We start from the raw sequence: 19349 nt of genomic DNA, 5'->3' as shown, positions 1-19349 counted from the left end.
GCACGACAGAACCAAAGGTCAGAAACACTCCATCTCTGGACCCAATGCGTAGATGCCATAGTCGTTCAGACAGAGCGAATACGCCAAATCCTAAGCGAAAAATGAACTTGGCAATCCCTAAGATCGAAATGCCGCTATATTACCCGATCTCCAGATTATTACAGAAACAGCCCACACCAGTCACCGGCCACTGATTCTGCCGAGCCATTCGGATGTCGCTTCTAGCCCTTGCCGCAGGATAGTAAACATATGCTCGATTTCGCCTTGTGTAATGATGAGGGGCGGCGAAAGAACACACATGTTGATCACGGGTCGAACAAGCAGACCGCGTTTCTGGCATTCCATATCGATACGGCTGCCAATCTCATAGTCGCGCCCCAGCTCGCTCTGGGGATCGCCATCGACTGAGCACTGAACACACCCCATCAATCCCATCCCACGCGCATCGGCCACGATGTCAATCTGGCGCAACTGCTGTAACTGATCCTGAAAAACCGGGCCGACTTTTCGAACGTGTTCGAGTATCCTTTCCCGCTCGATAATCTCGATGTTTTTCAACCCGGCAGCCGCGCTGACCGGATGGCCCGAATAGGTATAGCCATTCGAAAAGGTGGCATCTTTTCCCGCAACATCCGCAATCAACCTGTCAGAAATAATCGCGGCCCCCATCGGCGCATACCCGGATGTCATTCCTTTGGCACAGGTGATTATGTCAGGCTGAATGCCAAAGACAGCCTCGGAGGCGAACCAATGACCCAAACGACCGAAAGCCGTCACGACCTCGTCGGAAATATACAAGACATCATACTTCCTGCAGATGTTCAGGCAGCGTGCGTGATACCCAATTGGTGGTACGATGACGCCGCCCGAGGCCAAAACCGGTTCGGCGATAAAAGCGGCAACATTTTCCGGGCCAAGTGCCACAATGGCGTTTTCGAGATCGGCAACTTTCTCGTTCAGAAAGCTTTCATCGCTTTGACCGGGCGCGCGGTAAAGCGGGTTCACGTCCGGCAGGAAATGCGCCAGGTCGTCGGCCTTGTCGAGCCAGAGCCTGTCACGTTCCTTCCCACTGACGCTGGCCGCCAGATATGTGCTTCCGTGATAGGCTTTTTGCCTTGAAATGATTTTCTTTTTCTCTGGCCAACCCATTAGGTTGTTGCGGAAATGGACAAACCGGATGGCAGTATCAACCGCAGTGGAACCGCCGGTTGTAAAGAAGACATTATTCAGGTCACCCGGCGCACGTTTGGCGATTTCGCGGGCAAACTGTGCCGCAGTCGAGTTTGTGTTGTTGAAGGGCGAGAAATAGGCAAGGTTCCGGGCTTGCTCGGCCATTGCTTCGGCCATTTCCGCGCGTCCATACCCAATCTGGGTGCACCACATGCCCCCCGGTCCGTCGATCAGGCGTGCACCTTTTTCGTTTATCAGATGAATGCCGCTGGCACCTTCGATAAAGGTGCGGTCGTTTTCACCCAAAGCCTCCATCCCTTCCCACGGGTGCAGGAAGTGGTCGTTGTCCCATTGCTTTACGTTGGAATTATCCATGGCGCGCCATGCTTTCCGCGCTTAACACAATGGGAAATTCTTCGCGTACCCGAGCGTCCAAGGCGCCAAAATAGTTGGGGAAATGGCTGTCGAGGATGGAATTCGCCTTGTCGCGGGCGCGGTCCAGAAGATCCGTTTTCCCCTCGTTCTCCCAAGTGTCCGTACGCTCGCGGTCCATAAGCTGAGGGTAGACGAATTCGCTGTTCATATAGCTCAGCGTGTGCGGATTGCCGAGGAAATGACCCGGATCTATGGCACATTGGTGAATCACATCCACCGCCATGGTTTCATCGGTAACCTCTATCCCGCGCAACGATCGCAGGATCATGCCGCCGGCTTCGTCATCGATGACCATGCTTTCAAAGCTGCATCCCATAAGACTACCGATCATACCACCAAACTCGCACAGGCGATTGGCGCCGGCATGCGCTGCAAGGGTAAAGGTCAGCGCCTTTTCCAACCCGTATTGTGCATCAGGTATTTTTGCATCGGTCATACCTGCACCCACCGAAGTGGGAAGGCCGTAAAAGTTGCCCATCTGAATTGCTGCGGCACCGATCAGCGCCTGTTCACCACTGCCGCCGGTGAAAGACCCGCTGCGCAGGTCCGTAATGAAGGGCCAGGCCGCAAAGCAGATAGGGCAACCCGGCGTGATCAGGTTGACGATGGCGACGCAGGCAAGTGTTTCGGCGACGGTTTGAACCAGTGTTCCCGCAAGCGTCGCCGGAGCCGTGGCCCCGGCTTGAGGCGGCACGGCCAGATCAACAGTCAGGCCCAGCTTGGCCGTATCGATCAAGATTTCCATGTTTTCCTTGCCGATCCGCAGAGGGGAAACAATGGGGCAGCCGCCGAATATGACGCTTGGCTTTTTCAGGAAAGCCCCCTCGCCGCCCTGAGCTAAGTCAAACATGCGGATGGCATGTGGAATGTGGCTGCGGTCGCGGAATGTCAGGCAGGCGGGTTTTTGGCTGCCTGCAAGCATGGCGTAAACGGTGTTCATGTCATGGGTGAAATCATCGGTCACATCCGTCGCCAGAACCGTGTCGCCCAGCATGTGAATGTTTTCCAAACGGTCTACCAGGCGGGTGAAATCATAAACATCACGCAGAACCGACGGACGATAGGTTTTGGTTTTGGCATCGAATGTTGTCACGGCGGTTCCAGAGTTGGCGAAATAAACGCTCTCTGCCGAACAATGCATGTCGTCTTTGCCTTCACGCTCTCCGCGGGCATAGACATAAAACTCCTTGGCAGCACCAGCCAGGATGTCTTCCATCAGGGCGCGGGGGAAGCACAGACGATTGAGGTCATTCATTACCGCGCCTTTGGGAAGCACCAGATCAAGCAATTCCGGAAAATGGTCGGTAACGCCAGTGTTTTCCAGAACGTTCAAGGCCGCTTGGTGGATGTTCTCCATATCTTTTTGGGTCAGCGCTTTATAGCGCCCGCCACTTAGGCCCCCACGTACGGCCTCATTGCCCGTGGTTGCCTGTTGAACCTTTATGCGCGCGGCGCGTCCGCCTCCACCGCGACGGCGTGATTTCGTCTCAGCCATTACCTACTATCCTTTGTTCTGGTTCCGGGCTGATCATGGTGAAATAGAAATCGTAAAAGTCCTGGATCGACGTTTCCATTTCGCCCAAGGGGCCCGGTTGGAAGTATTGAGAATTTATTCCGGACTGGTTGTGGCGAATGATGCGTTCGTCATCCAAAGATGTGACATGCCAAAGCCAGGTCAGGTTTTCTTTGTTGTAGTCTTGGCCTTCTTCGGCATCAGCGCGAACCAACCAGACCACCTGAATGTCGGTTTCCTGTAAGCCTCGTGGAATGAAGCGGTAGCCGACCATGTGATCCGAATAAATCAGGAACCAATTCAATGGACCAATATCAAAGTCAGTTGCGCCACCGTCGAAATCCTTCAACGTTCCAAGCAAGGGCGCAAGCGCTTCGCCCGATTTGCTGCCGGTTTTGAAGCCCGGATAAAGCGGATAGCGCCGATAATACCCGCTGGTGAACGGAGTCAGTGCAGCGTCGCCGACAAGCGCCAATTCATCAGGTGACAGCCCGATTTCCACAGCCCTTGCCTTTAGCGGTTCGATCAAGCCAACCATGTCTTGCGGCGATTTCAGGCTATGGGAACGAGAATACTCTTTGTGCGCTGGCCCGCAGTGGTAGCATTCGAGATAGTTCTCCACCGCCAGTTTCCAATTCGCGGGAACGGGAAATGACGCTGTATGCGCTACTCTCAGATCTTCAAAGTCATAGGGCTCGACAAGTGGCGAAAGTTGGCTGAGGACAGGATCAAGCGATGGAGTATTTGCATCGGCACAGACAAAGATCAGGCCTTTGAAGACACTCACCTGAACGGGAAAGAGCCCGAATTTGGACGGGTTAAAATGTTCACCCATGTTGTGGCTTGCGCGAAGTTTTCCCGAAAGCTCATATGTCCAGGCGTGATAGGGGCAAACAAGAACACGGGAGTTGCCGGACTGTTCAGTGCAGACGCGAGATCCCCGATGGCGGCAGACATTCAGGTGGGCGCGAACATCACCATCGCGGTCGCGAACAATGATGATGCTCTCCGGTCCGTAGTCGAACAGGAAGTAGTCACCGGCGTTTGGGATTTGGCTGGCATGCCCTACCCAGAGCCAGTTGCGGCTCCAGACTTGAGCAATGTCATAGTTGTAGATGTCTTGCGAGGTATAGAAACCGCGCGGTAAGGCGTGGCCGTACTTGTGCGAGGCTATTAACGCATCCAACTCAAGCGGTCGGCTGTTCATCTCGTTTCCTCCAAATCGATTATCTCGCGGCGAAACCAATCCCGGTCTGCTTCTGCCTTGGGGCGTTCAAAATTGCGGGCTGCGCGGTGGCCCGCAAAGATAGCGTCGACGATCAGTCCCGGAGACGCGGCATCGCCAATAAGTTCGAGGGTTTTCAACCCGAGCCCGTGCAAGCTGTCATAAAGTGTCGTCTCACGCTGGCGTTCGGTGACCAGAATTGTCGAGGCATACGGAACATCCGTTTCGCGACCGGTAAAGGTACACCCGATACGTGCCATGTCACCTTCAACCGCCGTCAGCACCTGATTGCAGCGAATGTCGATACCAAGCTCAATCAGACGGGCCTGAATACGAGGCTGCTCCAAAGTATTTACGGCGTAAGCTGAGACCAAACTCTCGGGCGTGACAAAGACCACCTGATATCCGGCAGTCGCCAATTTCTCGGCAATCACTCCCGCCAGATAGATGTGGTCATCATCATAGATCATCACCGGACCGTCCGGGGGCAGAACCCCATTCATGATCTCATCAGGCGTCAGCACCTTAGCACCCGGCATGACCGTGGGCAGGCGGCGCTGCGTGTTGCGACCCACGCCATCTGCGCGCCAATAGCTGCCGGTTGCGACAAAGACATGTTCGATGCCAAGCTCGGAGACTTGTCCGGCTTCGAGCTTGCTGTCCGTGAACAACTGTACGTTGGCCCGCTGCTTCAGATCGTTCAGGCGATAGTCAACCACGCGCGACCAGGCGGCGAGGCCGGGAAGTCTGCTTTCCCTGCCAACCCGTCCACCAAATTCGGTCGAGGCCTCGGCCAGTGTCACCTGATACCCGCGCCGTGCCAATTGCATGGTGCATTCCAGCCCCGCAGGTCCGCCACCGATGACCAGCACTTCTGCCTCGCTTTTTTTCGGCTCAATGATCTCGGGGTGCCAGCCGCGGCGCCATTCCTCGCCCGTCGTTGGGTTTTGTGTGCAGCGGATCGGAACACCCAGATTGTCCGACGACACGCAGATATTGCAGCCGATGCATTCGCGGATTTCGTCGATCCTGCCTTCCTCAATCTTTTTTGGTATGAATGGGTCCGCAATGGATGGCCGCGCAGCACCGATGAGATCGACAATTCCCTTTTTGACCATCGACAGCATCATGTCCGGGGACGTCAGTCGGCCAACGCCAACAACAGGTTTTCGGGTGATCTGTTTGACGTGAGACAGAAACGCGTTCTGATAACCATCTTCGGGCTGAAAACGGGTCGTTGCGCTGTCATTGGACCAATCCGCCACATTCACGTCCCACAGGTCGGGAAGATCGGCCAATAGCTCGACAATGGCGCGGCCTTCTTCTGCCGCCTGCATACCGTCGGCGCCCATCATCTCGTCAATGGCAAAGCGGAACGCCACGGCACAGCTGTCGCTTATGGCATCGTGGGTGTCTTCCAGCAGTTCACGGGTCAGCCGCACACGATTTTCAAGCGACCCCCCATATTCATCGCTCCGCTGGTTCATATGGGGCAGCATGAAATGCTGTGCCAATGTCATGTTGTGCCCGGCATAGACATAAACGATGTCAAACCCGGCCTCTTTCGCGCGCAGGGCCGCGTCGCGGTGCCAGCGGCGAAGTTCCCTAATATCAGCCTTGTCCATGGCCTGCGCATGCTTTGGTTGCGTCGTATCCACAGACATTTCGGACGGTGCAAGAACCGGAGCGCGGGTCAGCAGATTCTGCGCATGGTTGCCGTTATGAACCAGTTGGATGGCCGCCAGCGCACCATGTGCATGCACCGCATCCGTCATCAGACGCAGCGCAGGCACATCGCGCGCATCCCACAGTCGCCCTTCTGGGAACGGGGACAAATCCGAGGTCGGATGAATCTCGGTCTCCTGATTGGACACCACGGCCCAGCCACCTTCTGCTTTCATTCCCCGCACGGCAGCGTCCGCCCGCGGCCTGAGATGCCCCATCCCGGTGCAATGCGGCACCTGATAAAAGCGGTTTCTGGCTGTCACCGGCCCGATCTGGATCGGTTCAAAAAGCAGAGCATATGGGTTCGCGTTCGACATAATCACGCGTTTTCCTGTAGTTGGGTTCCGGAGCCCTTAGGCCCCGGATGATGGGTTGTGTTAGAAGCCGGCTTTGATCCGCTCGAATTCGGCCAGCATCTTCGCCTCAAGCTCGGGGTTCACAGCATCAAAAAACAAGCTGCCTTCGAAGAAGCTTTTGGGATCGGAAAAACCATAGGCTTCGATATTGGCCTGATCGGCGATTTCGAAAGCTTTTGCGTTGGAATGCGGGTAGCCCCAGTTGTCGATGATGTACTGACCACTGGCAGGGTCCGTAAGCGCGTTCAAAAGGTCATAGACCTGATCGACCGGTGTCGTGGACGATTTCAGATGCACATAGCCACACGCCCAGGTCGCGATGCCCTTGTCCACGTTGCGCATCATGGCCGCGGGCACTTCGTTCCAGATCAGGTTCAGTTCGGACTGGTTCCAGGCCCAACCCATTTCGATCTCGCCACTGGTCATGGCCTGGTCAAACTGACCCGCATCGGACCAGTAAAAGCGCATGTTTGGATGGATCGAGCGCAGGAAATCCGATGCTTCCTTGAATTGCTCATCGCTCAGGTTGGTGTAGTCATCCGCGTTTCCGGTGGCCAGCGCGGCCAGGGCATAAGCAGACGATGCGGCATCCGGGATGGCGATTTTGCCCGCAAAGGCCGGGTCCGCCATCAGTTGCAGCGAGATGTCATCCCCCGAGATCTTGTCGGTGCGATAGATAAGGCCCGTGTTCCCCCATTCAAACGGCAGCATGTAAAGCTGGCCGTCCAGAACGATGGCGTCGACCTCTTTGATCTCGGGCAGCACATCCGCCCAATTGGTCAGCTTGCTTTCGTCCAAAGGCTGAATCAGATCAGCTGCGACCCATTTTCTGACAGCGTCGGAACAAGGATGTGCCAGATCAGCGGTAAAACCGGAACTCAGCTTGGTAAAGGCTTCTTCCTGGCTTCCGAAATAGGAATAGCTTGGTGCTTCGTCCCCGTATTTTTCCATGTAACTGGCAAAGAACCCAGGATCTTCATATCCCGACCAGTCAAAAACCGTCAGATCAGCGCCACCTGCACTGGCAACGCCTGTCGTTAACGCCGTCGCACATGCGAAGGCCGCAATTCCCTGAAGTTTCATTCTATCCTCCCTCTGTTTTATTCCGAATTCGTACCAAGATCGATCACACTGGCCGCCTGAAGCCCCAGCCAAACGGTGTCGCCACGTTTAAAATCGACCGTGTGAAAATAGTTTGGAACCGAGACCGAGATTGGTTTCTCGGCTCCTGCCACCTGAATGTGGTAGTGAATATTTTCACCGTAGAAGGCGACGTTGCTGACAGTGCCTTGAACCGTTGATGGGTAGTCTTCAGGCCGGTCCGCAGCAATCTCCAGCTGTTCCGGCCGAATACCGATATTCATGTTTCTGGCGCTGGTCGCCACATTGGGATTTCTTTCGATTTCCATCCGCCCGAAGGCAGCCGCATCGATTGACAACGTGTCACCGCTTTCGTCCAGCAACCGGGCCGGCAATATGTTCATCTCACCGATGAAGCGGGCCACTTGCTGATCACAGGGACGGGCATAAAGCGTTGTTGGCGTGTCCACCTGTTTGAGTTGTCCATTGAACATTACGCCGATACGGTCGGACATGGTCATCGCTTCGTACTGATCATGCGTGACCATCACAAAGGTAATGCCAAGCGACTGTTGCAGATTGCGCATTTCAAACTGCATCTGTTCACGCAGCTTCTTGTCAAGCGCTGACAAGGGTTCATCCAAAAGCAACACCTTTGGCCGCATGATCAGCGCGCGGGCAAGCGCCACCCTTTGACGTTGCCCGCCCGATAACTCGCTTGCGCCGCGATCCTGAAGACCACCCAGTTCGACCATTTCCAAGGCTTCGGCGACGCGCTGATCGATCTCGGCCTTAGGCGCTTTGCCCCGCAACCCGTAGGCTACGTTATTCCCGACATTGAGGTGCGGAAAGATTGCGTAGCTTTGGAAAACCATATTCGTCGGGCGTTTGTTGGCGGGCACTCCTTCCATATCCTGCCCGTCAATCAGCACCTTCCCTCTGGTGGGTTCCTGAAAGCCCGCGATCATGCGTAAAACCGTGGTCTTGCCACATCCCGAAGGACCGAGGAGCGAAAAGAACTCGCCCTCTCTGAGGTCAAGGTTTATGCCGCTCGCGGCCACAAATGTGCCGTAGCGCTTTTCGACATCCCTGAGCTCTATGATGTTTCTGTTTGTCATCGGACCTCAGATGCGGATGAACGGCGGCGGAAGTATTCAGCCAGAACCAGAAGCAGAACCGAGGTTAGCAACAGGATCGACCCCAGTGCCAAAACATTTGGAAGCTTGGCGGGGAAACGGATTTGGCTCCAGATGTAAACCGGCAGGGTTGGCTGGTTACCGGACAGGAAAAAGGCGAGGACGAATTCATCGAAACTGACGGTGAATGTGACCAAAACACTGGCTACGATACCGGGGGCAACGACCGGCAGCGTCACGCGACGGAATGTTTCGAACACACCGACGCCCAGATCGTAAGATGCTTCCTCCAGTGATGCGTCGAAGTCATCAAAGGCAGACTTCAGGATCGAGACAGAGAACGGCAACGCGAGAAACGTATGGCCCAGAATGACGGTCAGCAAAGACGGCTTGAGACCGAGAAACAGAAACAGGACCAGCATTGAAGAGGCGACGATTATGCCCGGGATCACCAAAGGCAGCATCACCAGACCTTCTGCCGCGCGTTGACCCCGAAAACGGTACCGAACAAAGGCACGGGCGGCGAACAATCCCATGGCGGTCGATAGAAGGGCAACAACAGTGCCGACGGCAAGCGAATTCCAAAGCGCCTGGATCAACGTGTCCTGCTCGCCTAGCTTCCGATACCAGTCCAGTGTCCAGCCCTTGATCGGGAACGCAACGATTGTGCCGCTGTTGAACGAGAACAAGGGAAGGAACAGAACCGGCAGGTACAGAAACAGCAGATAAAGGAACGCATAGGCTGTCAGGGTTGTAGGACGTCTCATCTGATCCGCCTCCCCAGCCGCGTTGCGGACATGACAAACACGATAGCCACAAAACCCACCGACAGCATTGCGATCAGCGATAGCGTAGCCCCAAGGGGCCAGTTGTTGGCGGCCCCGAACTGCACCTGAATAAGATTGGCGATCATCTTCCCATCTGAACCACCAACCAGAGCCGGGGTCACATAATCACCAACTGTAGGGATGAAGATGATCAGGCAAGCGGCAATGATACCTGGGATCGTCAGCGGCAGCGTCACCCGCATAAAACGTTGAATGGGACTGTTCCCAAGATCTGTTGCAGCCTCAAGTAGACTGGGATCGATTTTCTGCAATGAGACATAGATCGGTAGGATCGCAAATGGCGCCCAGGCATGAGCGAGCGTCAGCACAACTGCGAATTCGTTGTAAAGCAGGAAGTCGAGAGGCTCGCTGATGAGACCCAGCGCCAGAAGCGCAGAGTTCATAACGCCGTTGAAACCCAAAATGAGTTTCCAGGCAAATACACGCAGCAAATAGCTGGACCAAAATGGAATGGTGATGAGCAGAAGCCAGATGGTCTTTTTCTGGGCCTTCATCGCGATAAAATACGCGACGGGATAGGCCAGTGCGACGGTGACTACGGTCACCGCTCCGGCAATCCAGATCGACCGAAGCATCAGGTGCCGGACCAGCGGATCCGCAAACGCATCGCTGTAATTCTTCAGCGTCGGTGTCTTGTCGAGCGTCACATAGGTTTGGGTCCAGAATGAATAGGCAATCAGGATCAACAATGGCGCCGCGACCAGAAACCCCACGTAAGCCGTGGCTGGCGCGCTGAGGGTATATCCCCGGGACGCTTCGCTGCGAAAGATCACCCAACCTCCCTTCCCGAAATTCACGAGTTACTAATGGACGATCGTCCATTAAATGTTGCGCCAGAAAGGCCTTTCGTGTCAATATTCCTTTGATCTACCTCTATGAGGCATTCACAAACGGTTGGTAACATTGAACAAAGTGCAAAGCACCAAGGAACAAAAACGCGGTTCAAAGCGGGATCCGGAAGCCAACAAACAGCTACTGATCGACGCGACTCTGGACACAATTGCCGATATTGGAGTTACCGATACCTCGGTCAGCCGAATCTGCGAGCGCTCCGGCCTGTCGCGCGGAATGATCCATTTGCATTTCGGGGGTAAGGACAATTTGCTGACCGCAGCCGCCCGGCATTTCAGCACCGAGTATTATGCCGAGATGGAAAGAAGGACGGATCTGGGCGCGAGCGCAACGCCCGAAGACCGTGTTATGGCAGTTATTGAGGCCGACCTGTCAGAAGCACTGCTCAATCCGCGCAGTACGAAAGTCTGGCATGCGTTTCGGGGTATCGCAAGCTCTCATCCAGGTATCGCCCGTTACAGCAGCACTCAGGATGACAAACTTGTCGAAACCTTGCGGTCCGCGTTCAAAGAGATAGCCCCTAAAAACGGACGTGACCCGAACCTAGTAGATGACGCAACCAGCGGAACGCTCGCCTTGCTGGAGGGGATGTGGGTGAATTACCTAACCGATATGCAGGGATTTTCACGCCGCCGCTCTGTCAACCTTGTTCGAAGGTTTTTATGCGGACTTTTCCCCGGAAAATTCTAGGTTTAAGCCTTGGCGGTGTTCTAGTTCAAGTTGGATAACTCGGAGACAGAAGTTTCTGAGAAAAAATTGTTCCGGGCGCATACAATCAGCTCGTCTGTGCTTTCGTTTTGAAACGGTTGTGCCGCAAACTTTTGGTCCGGTTTGAAGAGCACGTAGATTTCGACGTTTGTTGTCCGTGCATTGTTCTCCAACAGGTTTCAACAAAATTTCCTTGAAAGGCTGTCGTTTTCCCGAAGATGCGGTTTTGTACGCCGTTTACTTCTACCTGCGATACACGGTTTCTTATCGCGATTTGGAAGAGATCATGGCTGAGCGCGTTGTGCGAGTTGACCATGCCACATTGAATAGGTGGGTTGTGAAATACTCGCCAATCATCGCAGCTCGTGCGCAATCGAAGAAGCGACCAACGCTGAGTTCCTGGCGCATGGACGAAACCTATCTCCGTGTGCGCGGCAAGTGGATGTATCTTTATCGAGCAGTCGACAAAGCGGGAAACACCCTTGATTTCATGCTGTCTGAGTGACGAAATCGTCCAGCAGCAACCAAGTTCTTTGCAAAAGCACTGTCGTCAAACGGGATCCCAAACAAAATCGTCATAGACAAGAGTGGAGCAAATGCAGCTGGCATTGGAGAAGTGAACAGAATCCTGAAGCGGTTCGGTTGTCCAGCCAAAGTACAAACGATCAGATCCAAATATCTCAACAACATAGTCGAGCAGGATCACAGATTCATCAAACGACGCGTGCGGCACATGTGTGGGTTTAAATCTTTCAGATCGGCTTCAGCCACACTGGATGGGATAGAGGTAGCCAACATGATCCGGAAGAAACAATTCTCTAGCGATACGACTTCCGGCTTTCAGCAATTTGCCCGACTGGCAGGATAAGTGTGCCCTGGCGGGGGCCGGCTATAACCTTTTTCAAAATTTGCGACACAGCCTTTCATGCTTTCCCCGCGACGAAACAAACCGGCTGCGACAAAGTTCTTCGCCAGGATGCTGGAGGTCAACGGGCTTCCGAGGAAGATTGTCATCGACAAAAGCGGAGCTAACTCGGCTGGCATCAAAGCCATAAACAGGATGCTGAAAGGCTTTGGTTGTCCGATCCCAATCGAGGTGGTCAGGCGGAAGTATCTGAATAACATCGTGGAACAAGACCATCGCTTCATCAAGAGACGCACTCGGCTGATGTTAGGGTTCAAGGCCTTCGCTTCAGCGGCGGCTACACTGGACGGGATCGAAATGGCGCACATGATCCGCAAAGGTCAGCTCACGCCCGGAATCTGTCCGTTTCGCCAGTTTGCGGAATTGGCGGCATGAGCCGCGGGTTCGGTGTCAACTCTTCGGTCAGTAAGAAACTTTGCAACGGATCCATCCCAAGATAAAAGAACCATCTTGAAAAACTGCTGTTAAGTTGAGAGTAGAAACCTCTATTTACTGGCAAAGGTTGTTTGATCGTGTCCATCACTCCTGTTCTTCTCTGCGGCGGTTCCGGCACTCGTCTTTGGCCGCTGTCTCGGAAATCCTATCCAAAGCAGTTTGCCGCCATTGCCGGGGAAGAGACCCTGTTTCAGGCCTCGGCCAGACGTCTGTCCGGCGAGGGGTATGCCGCGCCCGTGGTGGTGACCGGGTCTGATTTCCGGTTTATCGTGACCGAACAGCTGCAGGCAGCGGGCATTGATCCAGGTGCGATTCTGATTGAGCCCGAAGGGCGCAATACCGCACCCGCGGTTCTGGCTGCAGCCTTGCATGTGGCTGCGTCCGACCCTGAGGCCTTGCTGCTGGTCGCACCGTCCGATCATGTTGTGCCAGATGCAGACGCGTTCCGCGCCGCTGTGGTTGCGGGCGTGTCAGCGGCCCAGGCCGGGCAATTGGTGACCTTTGGAATTACACCGGACCGGCCTGAGACCGGCTATGGGTATCTCAAGCTGGCGGCGGCCCCTGAAGGCAGCACACCCGTCAAGCTCGACAGCTTTGTCGAGAAACCCGATGTAGATTCTGCCACGGCGATGGTGGCCGATGGCAAACATCTGTGGAATGGCGGTATCTTCCTGTTCCGGGCTAGCGATATCATCACCGCCTTTGAAGCTCACGCGCCAGCGCTGATGACCCCGGTCAAGGCAGCTTGCGAAGCGGCCAAGGCCGATCTGGGTTTCCTGCGGCTGGACCCTGAGGCCTGGAGGCAGGCCGAGGATATCTCGATCGACTATGCCGTGATGGAAAAAGCTGACAACCTGAGCGTCGTGCCGTTTTCCGCCGGTTGGTCTGACTTGGGGGATTGGGACTCGGTCTGGCGTGAGGCGGGTCCGGATGAAAACGGGGTTGTGGCGACAGGCAGCGTTACGGCAATTGAGTGCAGTGACACGCTTTTGCGTTCAGAGGCGGACAATCTGCAAGTGGTGGGCATCGGCCTGAAGGACGTCATCACTGTGGCAATGCCTGATGCGGTTCTGGTAGCGGATAAATCCCGCGCGCAGGACGTAAAGAAAGCCGTCGAAGCGCTCAAGGCCAAAGGCGCAAACCAGGCCACCATCTTTCCAAAAGATTTCCGCCCGTGGGGCTGGTTTGAAAGTCTGGTCGTCGGCGGGCGCTTTCAGGTCAAACGCATCCATGTCCACCCCGGCGCGGCACTGTCTCTGCAAAGCCATCACCACCGCTCCGAACACTGGATCGTGGTCGAGGGGACTGCGAAGGTCACGGTCGATGATGACGTTAAACTGGTTACTGAAAATCAGTCTGTATACATCCCGCTTGGTGCCGTGCACCGCATGGAAAACCCCGGAAAAGTGCCCATGGTGCTGATCGAAGTGCAAACCGGAAGCTATCTGGGCGAGGATGACATCATCCGTTATGAGGATGTCTACGCACGCGGATAAGATCGGGGCTGCGTCTCGCCCCTCATCGGGTCGAAAACAGCGCGACCCGTTCAGAGAGGGGCTGTCAGTTTGCCACTGGGAGATTTAGATATGTCCGACATGCAGGCTGGGCAAGACAGGCGCACGTTCTTTTTCGATATATCAAGTTTGATCGGCTATGTGACCAAGATCGACCGGTATTCCGGAATTCAGCGGGTCGTCGTGACGATGATCGTTGAGATGTCCAGGCTTGTGGATGCCGACCGGTTGTACCTGTCTTGGAGAGACAGGAAATTGGGACGCTATCTGTGTTTGCCATTCTCAGAGATCGGAGTTGAAGCATTCGCCTCGCCTGAAAGCATGCGCCGGATCTTTCGCCCGTCCGTGGCCCGGCGTGACAACCTGCCCCCTTTGAAAAAATACCGCACCAAACCGGTGAAGTATTATCTTCAGCGGACTTGGCTGGATGTGGCCGCCCGTTTGGGGCATGATCGGCGTTTCCATAAATACAATATGTCCGCCAGGATGTGGCGCGACGCGCGAAAGGGCCGCAAGCAGGTAAAACAGCAGACCCTCAGCCCGGTGGAGTTCTCATCGCGCGCGCACGCTGGTGATCACTTGGTGCTGCTTGACAGCGCATGGTTCTCGGAACAGATCGACATTTTTCTGCAAGCCCGCAAGGCAGAGCTTGTGGTTCATTCCATGGTCTATGACCTGATCCCCATTGTCGCCCCGCACACGTGTGACGGAATGGGTCCGGCCAATTTCTATCAGTGGCTCATGCGATCTCAGGAATACACGGACCATTATCTGGCAATTTCACAGGCAACCCTCAGAGATCTGAAGGATTTCTTTTCCGCCCATGATGTCGATGCCCCTGCCACCGTAGTGCCACTGGCACAGGCCGCCTTGCCATCGGGGGCAGATATGGGCCCGCAGGAGCAGGTGGTTGGGCCTCTGTCGGCAAATATTGCCACCGCAGCCTATCCGGGATTACGGGAATTGATCACGTTGGACGACAGCTTGCGCCATGTTGTTGCCAGCCCCTTTGTCCTGTGTGTTGGAACCATAGAGGCGCGCAAGAATGTCTGGCGCATTGCCTTGGCCTGGAAAGCCTTGCTGGATCAAGGATATGTGGATCTGCCCAAGCTTGTCTTTGCCGGGCGTCGTGGCTGGTTGCGGCAGGACTTTGAAGACCTGTTAGCAGCCACCGGGAATATCTACGGTTATGTCCGGGTTATTGATGGTCCCTCTGACGAAGAGCTCGACATGCTTTACAGCCATTGCCAGTTCTCCATCATGGCCAGCCTGTATGAAGGCTGGGGATTGCCGGTGGGGGAGGCGCTGGCTTATGGCAAGACGGCTGTGGTCGCGAACAATTCTTCGCTGCCCGAAGTTGGAGAGGACCTGGTGGAATATTGCGATGCGACCCAGGTTTCCAGCATCGTAGAAGCGGCCAAGCGTCTGCTGGATGCCGATCATCGTGCTGCGCTTGAGGCTAAAATCGCCGCGGCCAATCTGCGCGACTGGGCCGATGTGGCCCGCGATCTGCACACTGCCGTCACCACCGTTGTCCAGATCGAGCAACAGGAAAAAACCGGCTGAGCCTGTCCTGGTTCAGCCAGCAGCCTTCAATGCGCAAGCTGGGTCAGAGCCGTTCCAGCACGCGTTGCAGATCATCCGCGACGCTGCTCCATGTACGCAGGGTCGGATGTGCCGCGGTGATACGGTTGCGCAGGTCGGAGGCAAAGGCAGTATCTTCCTGAAGGCGGCGTATATGCGCGGCCAGCTCTTCGGGGCTGTCGGGGTCGAAGTAGAGCCCCAAATCACCGCACACTTCGCGCAGTACAGGAGCCGTGGAGCAGATTGCAGGTGTTCCAAACCAGAGCGCCTCGCCTGCGGGCAATCCCCAGCCTTCCATCCGGGTGGCCATCACGACTGCAAGCGCATTGCGATACAGCGCCACCAGATCCTCTTGTGCCGGGCTGTCGATAAGGACGATCTTGTCGCGGATGGCCGCCATATCATCTGACGCCAGGTGTTTCTGAGTGGTTTTGCGCAGGGCTCCGGCAATGACCAGGGTCGGCACAGTTGCGCCCTGAGCTTGCAGAATCTGAAGCGCTCCAAACGAGGCTTCGAGGTTTTTCCGACCCATCGTGGCGCCGACCGTCAGGATGTAGGGTGCGGGCGGCAGTGTCAGGGTCGCTTCGCGATCCCCTTCTGCACATTCATGAACAAGCGGGATCGATGTGACCACCGGCGGAACAGGAGGCAGAACACCCTGTTCAGAGAAGGAGAGCAATTCGGATTTGGTGAATTCTGATATGGTCATGATCTCGGTGGAGTTTGAAATCACGATCCGGTTGTCATCCAGGAATTTGCCCGGGAAATAAGCTGATTTATGTCCGAACTGAGAGTGAAGCGGGATCATGTCATATAGCAGCGGTACCAAACGCGGGCGCACACCGTGCCGCTCCAGTGAATCAATTGCATCCGTCACCAACTTGGGTCTGGCGGCAGAGACCAGGGTTTTGCCGGACATGTCCAAACGCGGCAGTGTCAATCCAGACTTCGCCCACATCTTCTTGTTGCGCCGTTGGAGAAGCGGATTCACCGCACGCGTTGCCAGCTTGGTCAGAAACGTTTTGCGTCTGTAGGCCGGGCGAATGCGTATTTCCTGAATGCCCAAGGGAACGTTCAGATCGACGGTCCCATCCTCGCGAAGTTCGGGAAACACTTCCAAATACCCATCATGGGCATAGGAGAAAATACCATAACGCACCGGGGCCTTGCGCTGCACAAGCTGTAGGCCGAGTTCATGCACAACACGCATAATCCCGTAAAACCGCAGCTTGCCGGTGGAGGCGCTGAAAACCTCGGTGAGATCAAAGACAATTTCAGACATCTGACTGGCGTTACTCCGCGGCTTCATCTTTGGTGCATTGGTGTTGAAACAGTCGCCGATCTTACCATCAGCGCCCCTTGACGAAAGCGCAGGCCAATATCCGAAGATTTCCTGGTTTGGTAAGGGATCACTCTATGGCGCGGCAGCTTTCGATAAGGCGTTTGTTGATATGCGGTGACATTCCGATTGTTTGCCTTGGGCAGAAAGCAGATCTGAATGTATCTGTACATTCCCTGAACCGCAAAAAACGCAATGATGATACCCGCTGCTGTGGAGATCATGCCGATCATCGTAACAATCGAAATTCTATCGAGCTTCTGTTGTTCTACGGCCATCAAGGTTCAGTCTGATTGGGGTTGTTCTACCCGGTCAATGAAGGAGCGATGCCTGAAAGGGCCATTAGTGTCAAGGCGAACCCCGGACCCGTTAGAGACACCAGCCTTATCGATACGCTATCTTGCGGTCCCAAAAGGCTGTGTGGGCTTGCAAGAACACATTGGTTTATCGGCAAACTTACGCCGACAAGCGGTAGACGCATTAGGTTTGATCAGTTAAAGCCCGGTATAAAAAAAGAGGGCTTAGAATGACCAAAACCGCAATTGTTACAGGTATTACCGGGCAAGATGGAGCCTATCTGGCAGAGCTTCTTCTTGAAAAGGGATATAAAGTTGTCGGCACGTTCCGCCGGGTGGTTTCCACCAATTTCTGGCGTATCGATGATCTGGGCATCCGTTCACATCCCAACCTGTCACTGGAAGAACTTGACCTGACCGATATGGGCGCAATGATCCGTCTGATTCAGAAGACGGAGCCCCATGAGGTTTACAACCTTGCAGCACAGAGTTTTGTAGGGATTTCGTTCGATCAGCCCGCTACGACATCCCAGATCACTGGCATTGGGGCGCTGCATTGGCTTGAAGCAATCCGAATTGTGAATCCTAAAATTCGTTTCTATCAGGCGTCCACATCAGAGATGTTCGGCAAGGTTCAGGAGATCCCTCAACGGGAAGAAACACCTTTCTGGCCACGCAGCCCTTATGGGGTAGCCAAGCTTTATGCCCATTGGATGACCATAAACTATAGCGAAAGCTACGATATTTTTGGCACATCCGGGATCCTGTTCAATCACGAAAGCCCGCTCAGAGGGTTGGAGTTCGTGACGCGGAAAATCACCGATGGTGTGGCCAAGATCAAACTGGGGCAACTTGATTGCCTGGAACTTGGGAACCTAGACGCCAAGCGTGATTGGGGGTTTGCGAAGGATTACGTGGACGGGATGTGGCGTATGCTGCAGGCAGACACACCGGATACGTTTGTTCTGGCAACCGGGCGAACCGAAACTGTACGCGATTTTGTCACGATGGCGTTCAAGGGCGCAGGCATTGGTCTGCGGTTTGAAGGACAGGGGGAAGATGAAGTGGCAATTGATGCCGAGTCAAACCGTGTTCTGGTGCGCATCAATCCAAAATACTATCGCCCCGCCGAGGTCGAACTACTGATTGGTGACGCAAGCAAGGCCAAGGACGTTCTGGGCTGGGAGGCCACGACCTCTCTTGAAGATCTCTGTCAGATGATGGTCGCAGCTGATCTGGCGCGCAACGAACGGGGCGTTTCGTTCTGATGTCAGGAGGTCGCGTCTTGATCACTGGCCGTTACGGGTTCACCGGGCGGTATGTGGCTGCTGAACTGGAGGCAGCGGGATGGGAGGTCTGGGGCACCGGCATGACGGTGCCTCCTGCGCCGGACCCGACCTATCTGCAGGCGGATCTTTCGGACAGCGCGGCAATTGAACAGGTTGTAGATACGGTAAAACCCGATGCGGTGATCCATCTGGCTGCGATTGCGTTTGTCGCGCATGGAGCAGCTGAGGACTTCTACAAGGTAAATGTGATTGGAACCCGGGTTTTGCTGGAGGCGTTGGCTCGGGCCGGCGTGGGCCAGTCTGGGGTCATTTTGGCAAGCAGCGCCAATATTTATGGCAACTCGAAACATGCGCCGATTGCGGAAACAACCTCTCCGGCGCCCGTGAACGATTACGCGGTTTCGAAACTGGCCATGGAATACATGGCTCAGCTGTTTACGGATCGTTTGCCGATCGTGATTGCGCGGCCCTTTAACTACACCGGGCGCGGGCAGAATGCCCAATTCCTTGTCCCTAAAATCGTGGCCCATTTCCGGCAGCGCGCCCCGCAGATCGAACTGGGTAACCTTGATGTTGCCCGGGACTTTTCCGACGTTCGCGATGTGGCGCATGCTTATCGGGCATTGCTGCGTCCGGATTTGCGCGGACGGCAGGTTAATATCTGCTCCGGAGTGGCAACCCCTTTGCAGCACATTGTGGACATGTGCAGCGACATTACAGGGCACAGCCTGAACGTGACCGTGAACCCCCAGTTTGTGCGCGCCAATGAGGTAAAGGAATTGATGGGGGATGTCAAATTGTACCGCAGCCTCACTCAGGCCGAGCCGAATTACAGTCTACAAGAAACACTTGAATGGATGTTATAGTAAGTACTTGAAATAAAATGTTTTTTCGCAATGTTAGGGAAAGACGAGCACTT

The 19349-nt window shown here is 55.0% G+C and carries 15 protein-coding genes and 2 pseudogenes; 7 read left to right on the top strand and 10 right to left on the bottom strand.

Annotated features, from left to right (window positions below):
- Positions 1-180 precede the first annotated feature (180 nt).
- Genes AC2FLZ_RS04125 through AC2FLZ_RS04090 form a run of 8 tightly spaced genes read right to left on the bottom strand, consistent with a single transcriptional unit; the run spans position 181 to position 10261 of the window.
- Complete coding sequence (locus tag AC2FLZ_RS04125; protein WP_480555787.1) at positions 181-1545, bottom strand: aminotransferase; 1365 nt, start codon at positions 1543-1545, stop codon at positions 181-183.
- On the bottom strand, positions 1538-3100 hold the full coding sequence (locus AC2FLZ_RS04120) for a trimethylamine methyltransferase family protein (protein ID WP_496881856.1): 1563 nt from the start codon (positions 3098-3100) through the stop codon (positions 1538-1540). Before AC2FLZ_RS04120 ends, AC2FLZ_RS04125 begins: the two co-directional genes overlap by 8 nt.
- Entirely contained in the window at positions 3093-4325 is a 1233-nt protein-coding gene (locus tag AC2FLZ_RS04115; protein WP_496881855.1) for an aromatic ring-hydroxylating oxygenase subunit alpha, read from the bottom strand. The genes AC2FLZ_RS04120 and AC2FLZ_RS04115 overlap by 8 nt, the downstream gene beginning before the upstream one ends.
- Positions 4322-6385: an FAD-dependent oxidoreductase gene (locus AC2FLZ_RS04110; protein ID WP_496881854.1), complete on the bottom strand. Its 2064-nt coding sequence runs from the start codon at positions 6383-6385 to the stop codon at positions 4322-4324. The genes AC2FLZ_RS04115 and AC2FLZ_RS04110 overlap by 4 nt, the downstream gene beginning before the upstream one ends.
- 60 nt (positions 6386-6445) lie before the next feature.
- Complete coding sequence (locus AC2FLZ_RS04105) at positions 6446-7507, bottom strand: ABC transporter substrate-binding protein (RefSeq protein WP_496881853.1); 1062 nt, start codon at positions 7505-7507, stop codon at positions 6446-6448.
- Positions 7508-7524: 17 nt separating this feature from the next.
- Positions 7525-8622: an ABC transporter ATP-binding protein gene (locus AC2FLZ_RS04100; RefSeq protein ID WP_496808243.1), complete on the bottom strand. Its 1098-nt coding sequence runs from the start codon at positions 8620-8622 to the stop codon at positions 7525-7527.
- Positions 8619-9407: an ABC transporter permease gene (locus tag AC2FLZ_RS04095; RefSeq protein ID WP_209599079.1), complete on the bottom strand. Its 789-nt coding sequence runs from the start codon at positions 9405-9407 to the stop codon at positions 8619-8621. The genes AC2FLZ_RS04100 and AC2FLZ_RS04095 overlap by 4 nt, the downstream gene beginning before the upstream one ends.
- A complete protein-coding gene (locus AC2FLZ_RS04090; protein WP_496716292.1) occupies positions 9404-10261 on the bottom strand; it encodes an ABC transporter permease in 858 nt (285 codons plus the stop codon). The genes AC2FLZ_RS04095 and AC2FLZ_RS04090 overlap by 4 nt, the downstream gene beginning before the upstream one ends.
- A gap of 139 nt (positions 10262-10400) precedes the next feature.
- On the opposite strand from AC2FLZ_RS04090, the gene AC2FLZ_RS04085 reads away from it, so the two are divergent.
- The 5 genes and pseudogenes from AC2FLZ_RS04085 to AC2FLZ_RS04065 all read left to right on the top strand — a co-directional run bounded on the left by AC2FLZ_RS04085 (position 10401) and on the right by AC2FLZ_RS04065 (position 15488).
- Positions 10401-11030 carry a TetR family transcriptional regulator C-terminal domain-containing protein gene (locus AC2FLZ_RS04085; protein WP_496881852.1) on the top strand — a complete coding sequence of 210 codons (630 nt, stop codon included), beginning with the start codon at positions 10401-10403 and terminating at the stop codon, positions 11028-11030.
- Positions 11031-11235: 205 nt separating this feature from the next.
- Positions 11236-11916 (top strand): annotated as a pseudogene (locus AC2FLZ_RS04080) (IS6 family transposase).
- A gap of 45 nt (positions 11917-11961) precedes the next feature.
- A pseudogene (locus AC2FLZ_RS04075) lies at positions 11962-12348 on the top strand (DDE-type integrase/transposase/recombinase); the annotation flags it as partial.
- Between the two features lie 137 nt (positions 12349-12485).
- Entirely contained in the window at positions 12486-13904 is a 1419-nt protein-coding gene (locus AC2FLZ_RS04070) for a mannose-1-phosphate guanylyltransferase/mannose-6-phosphate isomerase (protein ID WP_496881851.1), read from the top strand.
- A gap of 90 nt (positions 13905-13994) precedes the next feature.
- Positions 13995-15488, top strand: coding sequence for a glycosyltransferase family 4 protein (locus AC2FLZ_RS04065; RefSeq protein ID WP_496881850.1), 1494 nt, complete (start codon positions 13995-13997; stop codon positions 15486-15488).
- Between the two features lie 43 nt (positions 15489-15531).
- Here the strand turns inward: AC2FLZ_RS04065 and AC2FLZ_RS04060 are convergent, their stop codons facing one another.
- A complete protein-coding gene (locus tag AC2FLZ_RS04060; protein WP_496881849.1) occupies positions 15532-16788 on the bottom strand; it encodes a glycosyltransferase in 1257 nt (418 codons plus the stop codon).
- Between the two features lie 23 nt (positions 16789-16811).
- The gene (locus AC2FLZ_RS04055) at positions 16812-17123 is read right to left on the bottom strand and encodes a hypothetical protein (protein WP_496881848.1); all 312 of its coding nucleotides are present in this window, start codon (positions 17121-17123) and stop codon (positions 16812-16814) included.
- Positions 17124-17371: 248 nt separating this feature from the next.
- Here AC2FLZ_RS04055 and gmd point away from each other — a divergent pair, with 248 nt between their 5' ends.
- Both gmd and AC2FLZ_RS04045 read left to right on the top strand, forming a co-directional pair.
- The gene (gene gmd / locus AC2FLZ_RS04050) at positions 17372-18409 is read left to right on the top strand and encodes a GDP-mannose 4,6-dehydratase (protein ID WP_496881847.1); all 1038 of its coding nucleotides are present in this window, start codon (positions 17372-17374) and stop codon (positions 18407-18409) included.
- A 17-nt stretch (positions 18410-18426) separates the two neighbouring features.
- Entirely contained in the window at positions 18427-19296 is an 870-nt protein-coding gene (locus AC2FLZ_RS04045) for a GDP-mannose 4,6-dehydratase (RefSeq protein WP_496881846.1), read from the top strand.
- The last annotated feature ends 53 nt before the right edge of the window (positions 19297-19349 follow it).

The organism is Ruegeria sp. YKSF131, assembly GCF_059612645.1.
This window is presented reverse-complemented; position numbering and strand designations above follow the sequence as displayed.